Origin of the sequence: Pseudomonas sp. SWRI77 (assembly GCF_014269105.1) — a bacterium.
In the GTDB taxonomy this organism is placed as follows: Bacteria; Pseudomonadota; Gammaproteobacteria; order Pseudomonadales; family Pseudomonadaceae; genus Aquipseudomonas; species Aquipseudomonas capeferrum.
This window is the reverse complement of the sequence record NZ_JABWRV010000003.1, coordinates 142,124-156,526: the sequence shown is the minus strand read 5'-3', so window position 1 is coordinate 156,526 and position 14,403 is coordinate 142,124. Positions and strand designations below refer to the sequence as shown.

The following is a 14,403-nucleotide window of genomic DNA, read 5'->3' as shown; positions in this document are numbered from 1 at the left end:
ACCCGGCCGAGGCCGGGTTTTTCATGAAGCATCAAACCAATTACTTGGCCTGGGCTTCTACTTGCGCTTCAACGCGACGGTTAACAGCGCGACCTTGTTCGGTGGCGTTGTCGGCAACCGGACGGGTCTCGCCGTAGCCAACCGATTCAACACGGTTGGATTCTACGCCGTACTGATTGGTCAGTACTTGCTTGACAGCGTCGGCACGACGCTCGGACAGCTTCTGGTTGTAAGCGTCTGGACCCACGGAGTCAGTGTGACCTTCCACGGTGGTGGTGGTCGATGGGTACTGCTTCATGAAGTCAGCCAGGTTCTTGATGTCGCCGTAGCTGTTAGGCTTGACGACCGACTTGTCGAAGTCGAACTTGACGTCCAGCTCAACGCGAACGACTTCGGCAACAGCCGGGCAGCCGTCGGCGTCAACGGTGACGTTGGCCGGGGTGTCTGGGCACTTGTCGACGTTGTCGCAGACGCCATCGTTGTCGCTGTCGGAGCAGACTTCGGCAACTGGGGCCGGAGCAACTTCAGCTTGCTTCGGGCTACCGCCGAAGTTCAGACCAACGCCAACGCTCGGGGCCCACTCGGTGTCGCCCTGGTCGATGTTGTACTGAGCTTCAACGCCGGCACGGGCGTAGAACATGTCGGTGATGTACCACTTGGCGCCAGCGCCAACGTTGGCGAAGGTGGAGTGGTCACGACCGCCACGGCCGGTCTGGCCCAGCGACTGGTGCGAGAAACCAGCGGAAACGTACGGACGGATGGCGTCGTACGGGTTGTTGAAGTGGTAAACGGCGTCCAGGGCGGTGTTCGAGCCCTTGATGTTCTTGCCGTCTTCGCCACGAGCGTTGTGAACTTCGTCGTAGCCCAGACGCAGTTCAACGTCGTCGGTCAGGAAGTAACCGATCGAGCCGCCGAACAGGTTGCCGTCGTTCTTGAAGTCGCGCTGGCTGTCGAAGAATTCTTTTTTGTAAAAGATTTCAGTTTCGACGGCGCCTTGACCTTGTGCCATAGCGCCAATCGAAGTGGCGGCTACAAGCGAACCAATGGCCAAGCCCAAGGTGTTTTTCAATTTCATCCGTTAAATCCCCATCTGGTGATAGTTAAGCAGTCCCACCAACAACAAGGGGGACAACTCGACGGCAAGTCTAGCAGAACTCGCCGATTCGTTAGAGATATTTGCACACGCTTAAGTTTCATCGAGCCCGTGAAATTTCTCCCGAAGCTTATCTAGCGCGCGCTTGTAACGCATTTTCGTCGCGCTCAGGCCCATGTGCATGATGTCGGCGATCTCCTGAAATTCCAGCTCTGCGACAAATCGCAGCACCAGGATTTCCCGGTCGATCGGGTTCACATGCACCAGCCACTTGTCCAGCCCGCCCTTTTCTTCGGGTTTCGGAGCCTTGTCCTCGGACGCCTCTTCAACAGGGTCCAGGCTCAAGGCATCCATCAGCCGACGTTTGCGGCGCTCCTTGCGGTACTGGGTAATGCACTCGTTGTAGGTGATGCTGTAGAGCCAGGTCTTGAACTTCGATTTGCCCTCGAAGTTCTTCAGCCCGTACAGCACTTTGAGCATCACCTCCTGACAGACATCGTCGGCATCCCGGTCGTTCCCCAAATAACGCGCACAGACGTTGAACAGGGTCCGCTGGTAGCGCCGCATGAGCTCCTCATAGGCGCGGGTAACGTGGTACAGCTCCTCATGCGAACGCGCCACCAACTCTTCGTCGGTGAGCTCGCGGGGGTCATAACGCATGGGCGGCGAATGAACTTTATTCAAAACGAATCTGGCCGACAGTCAGGTCAATGTCGCCGCGCGACCCCGGGGGTCGATTTCGCGGCGGCATACATTAACAGCTTTTGTGCGGTTAGCGGCTATTGACGCGCTGCTCAAGCAGCACACGGTTCGACAGCGACACCAGTTCGCCATCATCGGTCAACAGCGTCGTCTTGACCGTGCCGATTTCCTCGATATGCCCTTCGACCTCTCCAATCCGCACCTGCTGGCCGACCTGATACAGCTCACGCACGTAAATACCGGCCAGTATCTGCCCGGCGATTTCGCGGCTACCGAGGCCCATGGCCAAGGCAACGGCCAGACCAACGGTAATCAGCCCGATGACGATCACGTGGTTGAGCAGGTCGGTCTTGACCTCGAGCTGGCTGATGGCCACCGAGATGCTGATGATGATCACCAGGCCTTGGGTGATACGCCCAAGGCCTGCGGAGTACTCAAGGCCAATGCCTTCGGCAGCGCCGCGCACCAGGCCATTGGCCACCTGCGCCAGCAGCACACCGGCCAGCAGCACCAGCGCCGCGCCGAATACTTTCGGCAGGTACAGGGCGAGCATGTCGAGGGTCGCCGAAACCCGCTCAAGGCCCAGCGATTCCGCGGCCGAGACGAGGAAGATCAGCAGTACGAACCAGTAGACGATCTTGCCGATGAGGGTCGAAATCGGCACCTGGATGCCACCGCGGCTCAGCATCTTGGTCAGCCCGGTACCTGCCATCAGGCGGTCCAGGCCGAGCTTGGCCAGCAGCTTGGACAGCAGCGTATCGAGCAGCTTGGCCACCACGAAACCGAGCAGCACCACGACCAGGGCGCCGAACAGGTTAGGGATGAAGTTCGCCACCTTGGTCCAAAGGGCAGTCATGGCGGTGACCAGGCTTTGGGTCCAGAGATCCAGTTCCATATTCAATCGGCCTTATCTGCTTTGCTGCCGGTGGCAGCGTTGCGGGTAGAGTTTCTGCGCACCGGCGCTACATGCGCCGAGCCATTGTTGACGGCGATCAGCAGCGCCTGGCTCCAACGGCCAAGCAGGCTGAACAGATCACCCGCACCGACCTGGCGGTTGGCGGTTTTCAGCACACGACCCAGGCAGGCGGCGTCGTCTCGGTCCTGGCCGGACGGCGACGCCTTGAGCAGGTCGCGCAGGGATTCTTCAAACGGATCGTGCATGGGCACCTCGCGCAGTATCTGTCAGAGACGAGGGCGCCGGGGCATGGGTCACACATCGCCTGGGTGCGTGTGGTGCAAAATGAACCGCTGTCGCCTGCTTCGCGGGCAAGGGATTCAACATCTAGACCCACCGCAGCCGACGGAACAGCCACCACTGCCCTACCGCCAGCCCCAGCACGATGATGCAGGCAAACAAGAAGCCGTAGGGGTTTTCCGCCCCCGGAATGCCGCCGACATTGATGCCCAGCAAGCCGGTGATGAAGCTCATGGGCAGGAAGATGCAGGTGATGATGCCGAAGCGGTACAGGGTGCGGTTCATGCGCTCGCTGCGCCGCCGGTCCTCGCTTTCAAGCACCAATGCGGCCCGCTCGCGGGTCAGCTCCAGCTCTTCGAGGTAACGGATCAGGCTGTTGTTCAACTCGTTCCAGTAGTCGGCATCGGCATCAGCGAACCAGCTCCACTTGCTGCGTGACAGCTGTGCGTAGATTTCCCGCTGCGGCGCCAGAAAACGTCGCAAGCCGGCCGCACGGCGGCGGATCTGCTGCAGGCTACCCTGCTCGGGAGTGTACCGTTCGTCGGATTCGACCTTTTCTTCCTCGAAGTCGACCAGCTCGGACAGGTCGCTGACCAGGCCCTGGACCTTCTCGGTCAGCAGTTCACCCATCAGCAGCAATAACGCCGAAGCTGACTTCGGCCCCCTGCCCTCGCCGAGCAACTGGAGCATCTCGTCACTGGCCCGAAGCGGCCGCAAGCGCAGCGAGATGACCCGCTGCGCCTCGGCGAAGATGCGCACCGAGACCATGTCTTCAGGTTCGGCGCCCGGGTTGAGGTTGACCCCGCGCAAGAACAGCAACAACTGTTCGTCCACCAGCGGCAGCAAGCGCGGCCGGGTGTTTTCTTCCAGCAGCAGTTCGCAGGCGAACTCGCTCAGGCCGCTGTCGCGCAGCAGCCAGGTGCGGGTTTGTGGATGGCTGCGGTCCCAGTGCAACCAGAGGCTTTCCTGGGGGTGCAGTTGCAGGTCGTCCAGCTCGGTACGGGCAATCGAGCGCGCGCCGCCTTTGCCATCGAGCACCAGGGCATGCACCAGCCCCCACTGCGCGTTGTCTTCCTCGAACATCAAAGCTCCATCAGCGCGTGCGGCGCATCACTCCGGCATTTTCAGCGGGCTTGGCGAAACCAGCACGCCATTGTTGTCGGCATACACATATTCGCCCGAGCGGAAGGTCACCCCGGCGAAAGTCACCGGCACGTCGAGCTCGCCGACGCCACGCTTGTTGCTTTTTTTCGGGTGGCTGGCCAAGGCCTGCACGCCGACGTCGGTCTGGATCAAGATGTCCACGTCACGCACGCAGCCGTAGATCACCAGGCCTTCCCAGCCGTTCTTGGCCGCTTTCTCGGCCAGCATGTCGCCCAGCAGCGCACAGCGCAGCGAACCGCCACCGTCGACCACCAGAACCTTGCCCTTGCCGTCGAGCTCGACCTGCTCCTTGACCAGCGAGTTGTCTTCGAAGCATTTGAGGGTGACGATCTGGCCACCGAACGAATCGCGGCCGCCGAAGTTGCTGAACATAGGTTCGAGCACCTGGACCAGGTCAGGGTAGGTGTCACACAGGTCGGGCGTTACGTAATGCTGCATGGGAAGCTCCTGTCAGTCACAACGAAAGCGGGTATGGGCCAAGGCTACACCGAGGAAGCTGTTGACGTCATCCGGGACCGAGCAGTCAGTTGCCTTCCTTCGGCACTGGCCTCTTCGCGGGGCCAGCGCAGGCAGCATGGAATCAGCTGGCTGGCACAGCCTGCGCCACAACAGTCGACGCATGCACCGGCATAGACGGGTTCCTCAACCAGCGTTCCACCAACGGCCAGACCTGTGCCTGCGCGGCCTTGCTGACCAGCATGTCGACATGCCCGAACGCATCGAAGCCTTCCTCGCGGCCCAAGCGCAGAAACTGCTTGCGCTCCCCGCCCAACTGGTCGAACAACTTGCGGCAAGCCCAGACCGGGTCCTGGTAATCGCCCGCACCGGCCACGGCCAGCACCGGCACATCCACCTGCGCCAGGCCCGCCCACCAGTCGTTGTCCTTGTCGCCAAAGCGCCCGAACAGGCCATGCCAGCGCATGCTTTCAAGTGCCAAGCCAATCGGTTCGTCCTCGGGGCCACGCTTAAGCCGCTGCCCGGGAATCTGCCGCCAGCGCTTGAGCAGCAACTTCGCCCCCCACACCACTGGCGGCACTTTCAACGGCCAGTACACGCGGCTGACCTGGGTACCGAAGAACGCGGCGCTGGCCACCTGCTCGGTTGGCAGGTAGCCGCCACCCAGTGCAGCGGCCAAGGTTGTCCCGCCCAGGGAATGGCCAAGCCAGTGCGGCGCTTGGCCGGTTTGTTCCAGCACGAAAGCGCCAATCAACGGCAAGTCATCGCGGGCATAGTCGGCGACACGGTTGTGCTGCCACTGGCGATTGCGCGGCGACAGGCCATGGCCGCGCATCTCCGGGATCCACACATCGAAACCCGCGCGGGCCAGAAACGCGCCCAGGCCGACCCCTTTGGGCGAATACCAGAAGCGCCGATTGGAAAAACTGCCGTGCAGAAGAATGACCGGCACGCCTTGAGCCTGACCCTGATCGGCCAGGCCAAGGCGGGTCACGGCCAGCTCGACGCTCGGGTCAGGGCTGTTGCCGGCCTTGATCCGGTACACGTCTTCGCTCAAGTCGCCTCGCCGCTCAGCGCTGAGCAAGGCCACGGGAAATAAAGTGCTGCTGCTTTGCATAAGGTTGCTTGGTGCACAAAAAAGGGCGGGAACCATTACTGGAACTCGCCCTGGATCAAACCAGGCGGGGGCGCGCCAGACGCGCCCCCGCAATCCACTGTATCAGGCTGCGCCCTGGCCCTCGGCCAGGAAGAACCAGGTCTCGAGCACCGAGTCCGGGTTCAGCGACACGCTTTCGATGCCCTGCTCCATCAGCCATTTGGCCAGGTCCGGGTGGTCCGATGGGCCCTGGCCGCAGATGCCGATGTACTTGCCGGCCTTGTTGCACGCCTGGATGGCGTTGGCCAGCAGCTTCTTCACGGCCGGGTTACGCTCGTCGAACAGGTGCGCGATGATACCCGAATCACGGTCCAGGCCCAGGGTCAGCTGGGTCAGGTCGTTGGAGCCGATCGAGAAGCCGTCGAAGTACTCGAGGAACTCTTCGGCCAGAATCGCGTTGGACGGCAACTCGCACATCATGATCACGCGCAGGCCATTGTCGCCACGGGCCAGGCCGTTTTCGGCCAACAGGTCGATGACCTGGCTGGCTTCGCCCAGGGTGCGCACGAACGGCACCATGATCTCGACGTTGGTCAGGCCCATCTCGTTGCGCACGCGCTTCAGGGCACGGCACTCGAGCTCGAAGCAGTCACGGAACGATTCGCTGATGTAACGCGAAGCGCCGCGGAAGCCCAGCATCGGGTTTTCTTCTTCCGGCTCGTACAGCTTGCCGCCGATCAGGTTGGCGTACTCGTTGGACTTGAAGTCCGACAGGCGCACGATGACCTTTTTCGGGTAGAAGGCTGCCGCCAGGGTGCTGATGCCTTCGACCAGCTTCTCGACATAGAAGCCGACCGGGTCGTCGTAGCCGGCGATGCGCTTGTCGACGCTGTCCTTCAACTCTGCCGGCAGGCCGGCGTAGTTGAGCAGCGCCTTGGGGTGCACGCCGATCATGCGGTTGATGATGAACTCCAGGCGCGCCAGGCCGACACCGGCGTTGGGCAGCTGGGCGAAGTCAAAGGCACGGTCCGGGTTGCCGACGTTCATCATGATCTTGAACGGCAGGTCCGGCATGGCGTCGACCGAGTTCTGCTTGATGTCGAAGCCCAGCTCACCTTCGAAGATGAAGCCGGTGTCGCCCTCGGCGCAGGACACTGTCACGCCCTGGCCGTCCTTGAGCAACTGGGTGGCGTTACCGCAACCGACGACTGCAGGGATACCCAGCTCACGGGCAATGATCGCCGCGTGGCAGGTACGCCCGCCGCGGTTGGTGACAATGGCGCTGGCGCGCTTCATGACCGGTTCCCAGTCCGGGTCGGTCATGTCGGAGACCAGTACGTCACCGGGCTGCACCTTGTCCATCTCGGACACATCGTTGATCACGCGGACCTTGCCGGCGCCGATGCGCTGGCCGATCGCACGGCCTTCGACCAGTACGGTGCCCTTTTCTTTCAGCAGGTAGCGTTCCATGACATTGGCGCTGGAGCGGCTTTTCACCGTTTCAGGGCGGGCCTGAACGATGTACAGCTTGCCGTCGTCACCGTCCTTGGCCCACTCGATGTCCATCGGGCGCTGGTAGTGCTGCTCGATGATCATGGCCTGTTTGGCCAGCTCGTTGACTTCGGCATCGCTCAGGCAGAAGCGGGCGCGCTCGGCACGGTCGACCTCGACGGTCTTGACCGAACGACCGGCCTTGGCTTCGTCGCCGTAGACCATCTTGATCGCCTTGCTGCCCAGGTTGCGGCGCAGGATCGCCGGGCGGCCAGCCTGCAAGGTGTTCTTGTGTACGTAGAATTCGTCTGGGTTGACCGCACCCTGCACCACGGTTTCACCCAGGCCATAGGCGCCGGTGATGAACACCACGTCGCGGAAACCCGACTCGGTGTCGAGGGTAAACATCACACCGGCGGTGCCGGTTTCCGAACGGACCATGCGCTGCACACCGGCAGACAGGGCCACCAGCTTGTGGTCGAAGCCCTGGTGCACGCGGTAGGCGATGGCGCGGTCGTTGAACAGCGAGGCGAACACTTCCTTGGCCGCGCGGATCACGTTGTCGACGCCACGGATGTTGAGGAAGGTTTCCTGCTGGCCGGCGAACGAGGCGTCCGGCAAGTCTTCGGCGGTGGCAGACGAGCGCACGGCTACGGCCATGTTGTCGTTGCCTGCGGCCATTTCAGCGAAGGCCGTACGGATTTCCGAATCCAGACGCGCCGGGAATTCGGCTTCCATGACCCACTGGCGAATCTGCGCGCCGGTTTTGGTCAGGGCATTGATGTCATCGACATCCAGCGCATCGAGCGCGGCATGGATACGCTCGTTGAGACCACTCTGTTCGAGAAAATCGCGGTACGCCTGCGCCGTAGTGGCAAAGCCGCCCGGCACCGATACACCAGCACCCGCAAGGTTGCTGATCATCTCGCCCAGGGATGCGTTCTTGCCCCCCACATGCTCCACATCATGGACGCCGAGCTTTTCGAGGGAAACTACGTACTCTACCAAGGTGATCTCTCCACTAACTGTGTTGGAAAAGCTCAAAGGCGCCCGCCTGTCTTCTTTGACTTGGCCGGGCGTTTGTGGCCTGTACCTGGAAAATAAGTGAGAATGCCGACAGCCGCATTCGGCAAACCGAACTTATCATATCCAAGAAACGTCATCAGCTTAAGGCCCAGGGTGCAAATGAAAAGAACCGCGTTCTTCATCTCCGACGGCACCGGCATCACTGCCGAGACCCTGGGGCAAAGCCTGCTCGCTCAATTCGAAAGCATTCCGTTCAGCAAATTCACCCGTCCCTACATCGATTCGCCGGACAAAGCGCGAACCATGGTGCAGCAAATCAACGCTGCTGCCGAGCGTGATGGCGTGCGGCCGATCATCTTCGACACCATCGTCAATCAGGACATCCGTGAGATCCTGGCCACCTCGAACGGCTTCATGATCGACATCTTTTCGTCGTTTTTATCCCCGCTTGAGCAGGAATTGACCGCCCATTCGTCGTATTCCGTCGGCAAATCGCACTCGATCGGCGGTAATTCCAACTACATGGAGCGCATCGAAGCGGTCAACTTCGCCCTGGACAATGATGATGGCGCGCGCACGCACTACTACGACAAGGCCGACCTGATTCTGGTCGGGGTCTCGCGTTGCGGCAAGACGCCAACCTGCCTGTACATGGCCATGCAGTTCGGTATCCGTGCGGCCAACTACCCGCTGACCGAAGACGACATGGAGCGCCTGCAATTGCCAGCGGTGCTGAAAAAGCACCACAACAAGCTGTTCGGCCTGACCATCGACCCCGACCGCCTGACCGCCATTCGCCACGAGCGCAAGCCCAACAGCCGCTACTCAAGCTTTGCCCAGTGCGAGTTCGAAGTCCGCGAGGTAGAGAGCCTGTTCCGCCGGGAGAACATTCCCAATATCAATTCCACGCATTTTTCGGTGGAGGAGATTTCGGCGAAGATTCTGGTGGAAAAAGGCGTGGAGCGTCGGTTCAAGTAAGAAAGCTTCACGTTGTAAGCTTCAAGCTACAAGAAAAAAGCGGGACTGCGCCAAGACAGCCAATGGTGACGGAGACAAAAGCTGCAAGCGAGACCTGCGAAGGTCTGCTTGCAGCTTGTAGCTTACAGCTTGCGACTTATGAAGGCACCACCGCCGCCTGCCCGCTCATTGCCAGGTCGACCAGCTCGCGGTTGGCCACCGCATACATCGCATAGTCCGTGCCGGTGGCATTGCGCAGGTCGTCCAGCATCGCGCGCCAGCGCTCGACCATCACCCGGTGCTGCTCGGCCCACAGCGCCACGCGGGCATCCATGTCTTGCGGCGCATCGGCCATCTGCAACACAGAGATGGTGATCGCCCGCTGCTGCAGGTCGATGTCGTCGCGGAATGCCTCGCGGGCCAGGGCCTGCCAGTTGTTTTCCACCGGCAGGTTGCTGATTTCCTGCAAGTACCAGGTCAGGTCCAGCGAACTGCCCACCGCGAAGAACGCCTTGGCCACCTGCGCCGGGTCATGGCCGGTAACATCAGCCGCCTCGATGATCGGCAACAGCGTGTACAGGTGGCTGGTACCGGCCACCATGCGCGCGAGCAGTTCAGGCACACCGGCTTCGACAAAGCCCTGGTAACGCACCATCCAGCGCTCGCGGGTCGGCCCTTCCAGCAACTCGTCCAGCTTGAGCCCCAGTTGCGCGATCTTCGGCCCGAAGTGCGCGGTGTCGCGCCCGGCGTCCTGCTCGTTGCGACGGCTGCGCAGGAACCAGCGGGTGGCGCGGCGGCCCAGGCGCATCAGTTCGTCCATCAAGGTCAGCTGGACCTCGGCCGGCACCTGGTAGTCCAGGGCTTCGATCTGACGGAACCAGTGCGGCAGGTGGAAGATGTCGCGCACGATCACATACGCACCCGCCACGTTGGCCGGGCTCATGCCCGTCGACTCCTTCAGGCGCTGGACGAAGGTGATGCCCATGTTGTTGACCAGGTCGTTGGCGATCTGGGTGCTGACGATCTCGCGCTTCAGGCGGTGGCGACGCATGGAATCGGCGAACTTGCTGACCAGCGAGGGCGGGAACGCAGTTTCCATGTCACGGGTCAGGTAGTCGTCGTCCGGCACTCGCGACTTGAGCAGTTGCTCTTTGAGGTCGATCTTGCTGTACGAGATCAGCACCGACAGCTCGGCGCGAGTCAGGCCTTGGCCTGCGGCCAGGCGCTCGGCCAGTTGCTCTTCGGACGGCAGAAATTCGATGGCACGGTCCAGCTTGCCACGCCCTTCCAGGTCCGCCATCAGGCGCTTGTATTCGGCGATCCGCTCGCGGGCGCGACGGGCTGCCAGGGACAGCGCCTGGGTCTGCTTGTAGTTGTTGCCCAGCACCAGCGCGCCGACCTCTTCGGTCATGCTGCCGAGCAGCTGGTTACGCTGCTTCTCGGTCATGTCGCCACCCTGCACCACTTCGTTGAGCAGGATCTTGATATTGACCTCGTGGTCCGAGCAGTCGACGCCACCAGCGTTGTCGATGAAGTCGGTGTTGGTCGCGCCGCCATTGAGGCCGAACTCGACCCGGCCGAGCTGGGTCATGCCGAGGTTGCCGCCCTCGCCCACCACCTTGCAGCGCAGCTCGTTGCCGTTGACGCGCAGGGCGTCGTTGGCCTTGTCGCCGACATCGGCGTGGCTTTCTGTACTGGCCTTGACGTAAGTGCCGATGCCGCCGTTCCACAGCAGGTCGACTGGCGCCTTGAGCAGTGCATTGAGCAGCTCGGTCGGGGTCAGGCGGTCGGCTTCGATGGCGAAGCGTTCTTTCATCTGTGGGCTGATGGCGATGCTCTTGGCACTGCGCGGGAAGATCCCGCCGCCTTCGGACATGATGCTGGTGTCGTAGTCGCTCCAGGCCGAACGCGGCAAGTCGAACAGGCGCTTGCGCTCGGCGAAGCTGTTGGCCGGTTCCGGGTTCGGGTCGATGAAGATGTGCAGGTGGTTGAACGCCGCCACCAGCTTGAGCTTGTCGGACATCAGCAAGCCATTGCCGAACACGTCGCCGGCCATGTCGCCGACGCCGATCACGGTGATTGGGTCTTCCTGCACATTGATGCCGCGCTCGCGGAAGTGGCGTTGTACGCCAACCCACGCGCCCCGGGCGGTGATGCCCATTTTCTTGTGGTCATAGCCGGCCGAGCCACCCGAGGCGAAGGCATCGCCCAGCCAGAAGCCGTAGTCGATGGCAATGCCGTTGGCGATGTCGGAGAACGTCGCGGTGCCTTTGTCGGCGGCCACCACCAGGTACGGGTCGTCATCGTCGTGGCGCACCACATTGGCCGGCGGCACCACGCCACCGTCCTTGAGGTTGTCGGTGATGTCGAGCAGGCCGGAAATGAAGATGCGGTAGCAGGCAATGCCTTCAGCGGCGATTTCGTCACGGCTGCCACCCAGTGGCAGGCGGCGCGGCAGGAAGCCGCCCTTGGCACCGACCGGCACGATCACCGAGTTCTTCACCTGCTGGGCCTTGACCAGGCCGAGCACCTCGGTGCGGAAGTCTTCCTCGCGGTCCGACCAGCGCAGGCCGCCGCGGGCGACGTTGCCAAAGCGCAGGTGCACACCCTCGACCCGTGGCGAATAGACGAAGATCTCGAACTTGGGTACCGGCTTTGGCAGCTCGGGGATCAGTTTGGGGTTGAACTTGAAACTGAAGTACGACTTGTTCTGGCCGTTGCCGTCCGGCTGGTAGAAGTTGGTCCGCAGGGTGGCCTTGATCAGGTCCAGGTAGCGACGCAGGATGCGGTCTTCGTTGAGCACCTGAACATCGTCCAGGGCGCTCAGGATCGCCTGTTCCAGGCGTTGCTGCTTGTCGTCCAGGTCGTCCTGGGTAAGCTTGCGCGCCAAATAGAAGCGGGTCTTGAACAGCCGGGTCAGCTCGCGGGCGATGTCGGTGTGGTTGTTCAGGGTGCTGGCGATGTAACCCAGGTCGAAGCCCAGGCGGATCTGCTTGAGGTAGCGGGCATAAGCACGCAGCAGTGCCACATCGCGCCAAGGCAGGCCGGCGGTCAGCACCAGGCGGTTGAAGGCGTCGTTCTCGGCGTCGCCGCCGACAATGTGAATGAACGCGTCCTGCAAGGTGTCGTTGAGCTGCTGGATGTCCAGGCTCAGGCCTTCGCTGTAGGTGAAGGCGAAGTCGTGAATCCAGTATTCACGGCCATTGGCGTGACGCAGACGGTACGGGAACTCGCCCAGCACGCGCAAGCCGAGGTTCTCCAGGATCGGCAGCACATCGGACAGCGCCAGCGGGGTGTCGGCGTGGTACAGCTTGCAATGCAGGGTACGCTCGCCGACCTGGGTCAATGGCTGATAGAAGCTCATGGCCAGCGGCTTGCTTTCGGACAGCCCCAGCACGTGCTGCAGGTCGACCACTGCCGAATGCGCAGCGAAGCGCTCGCGGTAGCCCGCCGGGAAGCCTTTGGGGAAGTCGGCCAGGATGTTGGTGCCCTGGGCTTCGCCGAAGTTCTCCACCACCAGGGTCGAGTAGTCGTCGTGCCACGAGCGGCACGCCTGGATCACTTCGTTTTCCAGCTGTTGCGGGTCGATGTCGATGCGGTTTTTCGGATCGACCCGCAGAATCAGTTGCACCCGCGCCAGTACCGACTCGGAGAAGAAGGTCCAGAACTCGCAGTCACTGGCTTTCAGGCGCTCCATCAGCACCTGCTGGATCTTCTGCCGCACTTCCGTGGAGTAGATTTCACGCGGTACGTAGGCCAGGCAGTAGCAGAAGCGGCCGTACGGGTCCTTGCGCAGGAACACGCGGATCTTGTTGCGCTCCTGGATCTGCACGATGGCCATGACGGTGCTGAACAGCTCGTCGATCGGCGTCTGGAACAGGTCGTCGCGCGGCAGCACCTCGAGCACCTGGGCCAGCTCCTTGCCCAGGTGAGCCTTGGGGTCGAAGCCCGAACGGCGCTCGACTTCGGCAACCTTGACCCGAATGTAAGGGATGGCATGCACGCTCTCGCCGTACACCGAAGAGGTGTACAGGCCCATGAAGCGGCATTCCTTGACCACCTTGCCCTCGGCGTCCAGTTGGCGAATCGACACGTAGTCCGGGTAGGCCGGGCGGTGCACACGGCTGGGCAGCGCGGCCTTGGCGAAGGACAACAGCAGTGGCTCGTTGAGGTAGGCCACGGCGTAGTCTTCGATGCGCAGCTCTTCAGACGTCAGCCCCACGCGCAAGCGCCGCGGCAGGCCGAGGAAGGACTGCTCGTCGTAGACCATCTGGCCGCCATCGCTGCCGCCCTGGACGGTGAACTCCTCGTAGCCCAGGAAGGTGAAATGGTTGTCCAGCAACCACTCGAGAAACGCCTTCACCTCGCCCTTCTCGTGCTGCGCCGGGCCAAACGCAGTCTGCTCGACCTGCGCCACCACTTCGCGCAGCTTGACCTTCATCGGTTCGAAGTCGGCGACCGCCACACGCACTTCAGCCAGCACCTGTTCGATCTCGCGGGTCAGCACCGTCAGTTCGGCGGCGTTGGCGCAACGGTCGATCTCCAGGTACATCAGCGACTCATGGCGCACACCCTCGCCGTGGGTGCCCTTGGGCAGCAGCTCGAGCAGCTCGCCTTTGGCACCGCGGCGCACGCTCAGTACGGTGGTCTGCAGGGTGTGGATGCTGTAGCCGCGGCGGTTGAGCTCGGTGCGCACCGAGTCCACCAGAAACGGCAGGTCGTGGTGCAACACCTCGACCACAGTGTGGGTCGACTGCCAGCCATTGCGTTCGTAATCAGGGTTGTACACCCGCACTTGGGGTTGTTCGGCGTCGAAGCGCTCGATGATGCGCCAGGCAGAAAGGGTACAGCCAGCCAGGTCGGAAAGCCTGCGCTGGGTGAGTTCGTCCATTGAGATGATGCCGAAGAACTGTTCGGCGAACAGGGCCACTTGTGGCAGTGCCTGTTCGCTGATGTGCTGCGCCAGAGCCGCTTGCAGTTGATGCTGGAAGTCGGCCTTGCTGGCTGCGGTGAAAAACGCCATCTGTGGTACTCCGCTTGGGCTTTGTAATAATTGAAGCGTCGCTCGCGTGCGCCGTGTACGAATCAACGATAGCCAACCCGTGGCAAGGCGGACGGTTAAACCAGGCGTTGAACGTGCGTGGCACGCTCAGGGCTCGCCGAAGCTTAACGACTGAGTAGTCACCAACGCTTGCAGCGCTGCGACAATTTCGGTCAAGGGGC

10 protein-coding genes are annotated in these 14,403 nt (G+C 62.0%); 1 reads left to right on the top strand and 9 read right to left on the bottom strand.

Annotated elements, in window-relative coordinates; translation table 11 throughout:
- Nucleotides 1-40: 40 nt before the first annotated feature.
- The 8 genes from HU766_RS04555 to ppsA all read right to left on the bottom strand — a co-directional run bounded on the left by HU766_RS04555 (nucleotide 41) and on the right by ppsA (nucleotide 8,205).
- Nucleotides 41-1,075: an OmpA family protein gene (locus HU766_RS04555; protein WP_047583273.1), complete on the bottom strand. Its 1,035-nt coding sequence runs from the start codon at nucleotides 1,073-1,075 to the stop codon at nucleotides 41-43.
- A gap of 111 nt (nucleotides 1,076-1,186) precedes the next feature.
- A complete protein-coding gene (gene sigX / locus HU766_RS04550; RefSeq protein WP_033700483.1) occupies nucleotides 1,187-1,753 on the bottom strand; it encodes an RNA polymerase sigma factor SigX in 567 nt (188 codons plus the stop codon).
- Nucleotides 1,754-1,865: 112 nt separating this feature from the next.
- On the bottom strand, nucleotides 1,866-2,690 hold the full coding sequence (locus HU766_RS04545) for a mechanosensitive ion channel domain-containing protein (RefSeq protein ID WP_033700485.1): 825 nt from the start codon (nucleotides 2,688-2,690) through the stop codon (nucleotides 1,866-1,868).
- A 2-nt stretch (nucleotides 2,691-2,692) separates the two neighbouring features.
- Nucleotides 2,693-2,956: a hypothetical protein gene (locus HU766_RS04540; RefSeq protein ID WP_033700486.1), complete on the bottom strand. Its 264-nt coding sequence runs from the start codon at nucleotides 2,954-2,956 to the stop codon at nucleotides 2,693-2,695.
- A gap of 121 nt (nucleotides 2,957-3,077) precedes the next feature.
- Nucleotides 3,078-4,073, bottom strand: coding sequence for a zinc transporter ZntB (locus HU766_RS04535; RefSeq protein WP_186653926.1), 996 nt, complete (start codon nucleotides 4,071-4,073; stop codon nucleotides 3,078-3,080).
- Nucleotides 4,074-4,100: 27 nt separating this feature from the next.
- Nucleotides 4,101-4,592, bottom strand: a complete 492-nt coding sequence (gene rraA / locus HU766_RS04530; RefSeq protein ID WP_033700488.1) for a ribonuclease E activity regulator RraA — start codon at nucleotides 4,590-4,592, stop codon at nucleotides 4,101-4,103.
- A 142-nt stretch (nucleotides 4,593-4,734) separates the two neighbouring features.
- Nucleotides 4,735-5,763 (bottom strand): alpha/beta fold hydrolase, encoded by a 1,029-nt coding sequence (locus tag HU766_RS04525; protein ID WP_047583272.1) that lies wholly within the window; start codon nucleotides 5,761-5,763, stop codon nucleotides 4,735-4,737.
- A gap of 66 nt (nucleotides 5,764-5,829) precedes the next feature.
- Entirely contained in the window at nucleotides 5,830-8,205 is a 2,376-nt protein-coding gene (ppsA, locus tag HU766_RS04520) for a phosphoenolpyruvate synthase (protein ID WP_033700491.1), read from the bottom strand.
- A 177-nt stretch (nucleotides 8,206-8,382) separates the two neighbouring features.
- Here ppsA and HU766_RS04515 point away from each other — a divergent pair, with 177 nt between their 5' ends.
- Complete coding sequence (locus tag HU766_RS04515; protein ID WP_033700492.1) at nucleotides 8,383-9,201, top strand: pyruvate, water dikinase regulatory protein; 819 nt, start codon at nucleotides 8,383-8,385, stop codon at nucleotides 9,199-9,201.
- A 136-nt stretch (nucleotides 9,202-9,337) separates the two neighbouring features.
- Here the strand turns inward: HU766_RS04515 and HU766_RS04510 are convergent, their stop codons facing one another.
- A complete protein-coding gene (locus HU766_RS04510; RefSeq protein WP_033700493.1) occupies nucleotides 9,338-14,203 on the bottom strand; it encodes an NAD-glutamate dehydrogenase in 4,866 nt (1,621 codons plus the stop codon).
- Between the last annotated feature and the right edge of the window lie 200 nt (nucleotides 14,204-14,403).

Bases quoted from the DNA above. Each gene is read 5' to 3' on its own strand.
- HU766_RS04555 (WP_047583273.1), bottom strand. From the start codon at position 1,075: ATGAAATTGAAAAACACCTTGGGCTTGGCCATTGGTTCGCTTGTAGCC.
- sigX (WP_033700483.1), bottom strand. From the start codon at position 1,753: ATGCGTTATGACCCCCGCGAGCTCACCGACGAAGAGTTGGTGGCGCGT.
- HU766_RS04545 (WP_033700485.1), bottom strand. From the start codon at position 2,690: ATGGAACTGGATCTCTGGACCCAAAGCCTGGTCACCGCCATGACTGCC.
- HU766_RS04540 (WP_033700486.1), bottom strand. From the start codon at position 2,956: ATGCACGATCCGTTTGAAGAATCCCTGCGCGACCTGCTCAAGGCGTCG.
- HU766_RS04535 (WP_186653926.1), bottom strand. From the start codon at position 4,073: ATGTTCGAGGAAGACAACGCGCAGTGGGGGCTGGTGCATGCCCTGGTG.
- rraA (WP_033700488.1), bottom strand. From the start codon at position 4,592: ATGCAGCATTACGTAACGCCCGACCTGTGTGACACCTACCCTGACCTG.
- HU766_RS04525 (WP_047583272.1), bottom strand. From the start codon at position 5,763: ATGGTTCCCGCCCTTTTTTGTGCACCAAGCAACCTTATGCAAAGCAGC.
- HU766_RS04515 (WP_033700492.1), top strand. From the start codon at position 8,383: ATGAAAAGAACCGCGTTCTTCATCTCCGACGGCACCGGCATCACTGCC.
- HU766_RS04510 (WP_033700493.1), bottom strand. From the start codon at position 14,203: ATGGCGTTTTTCACCGCAGCCAGCAAGGCCGACTTCCAGCATCAACTG.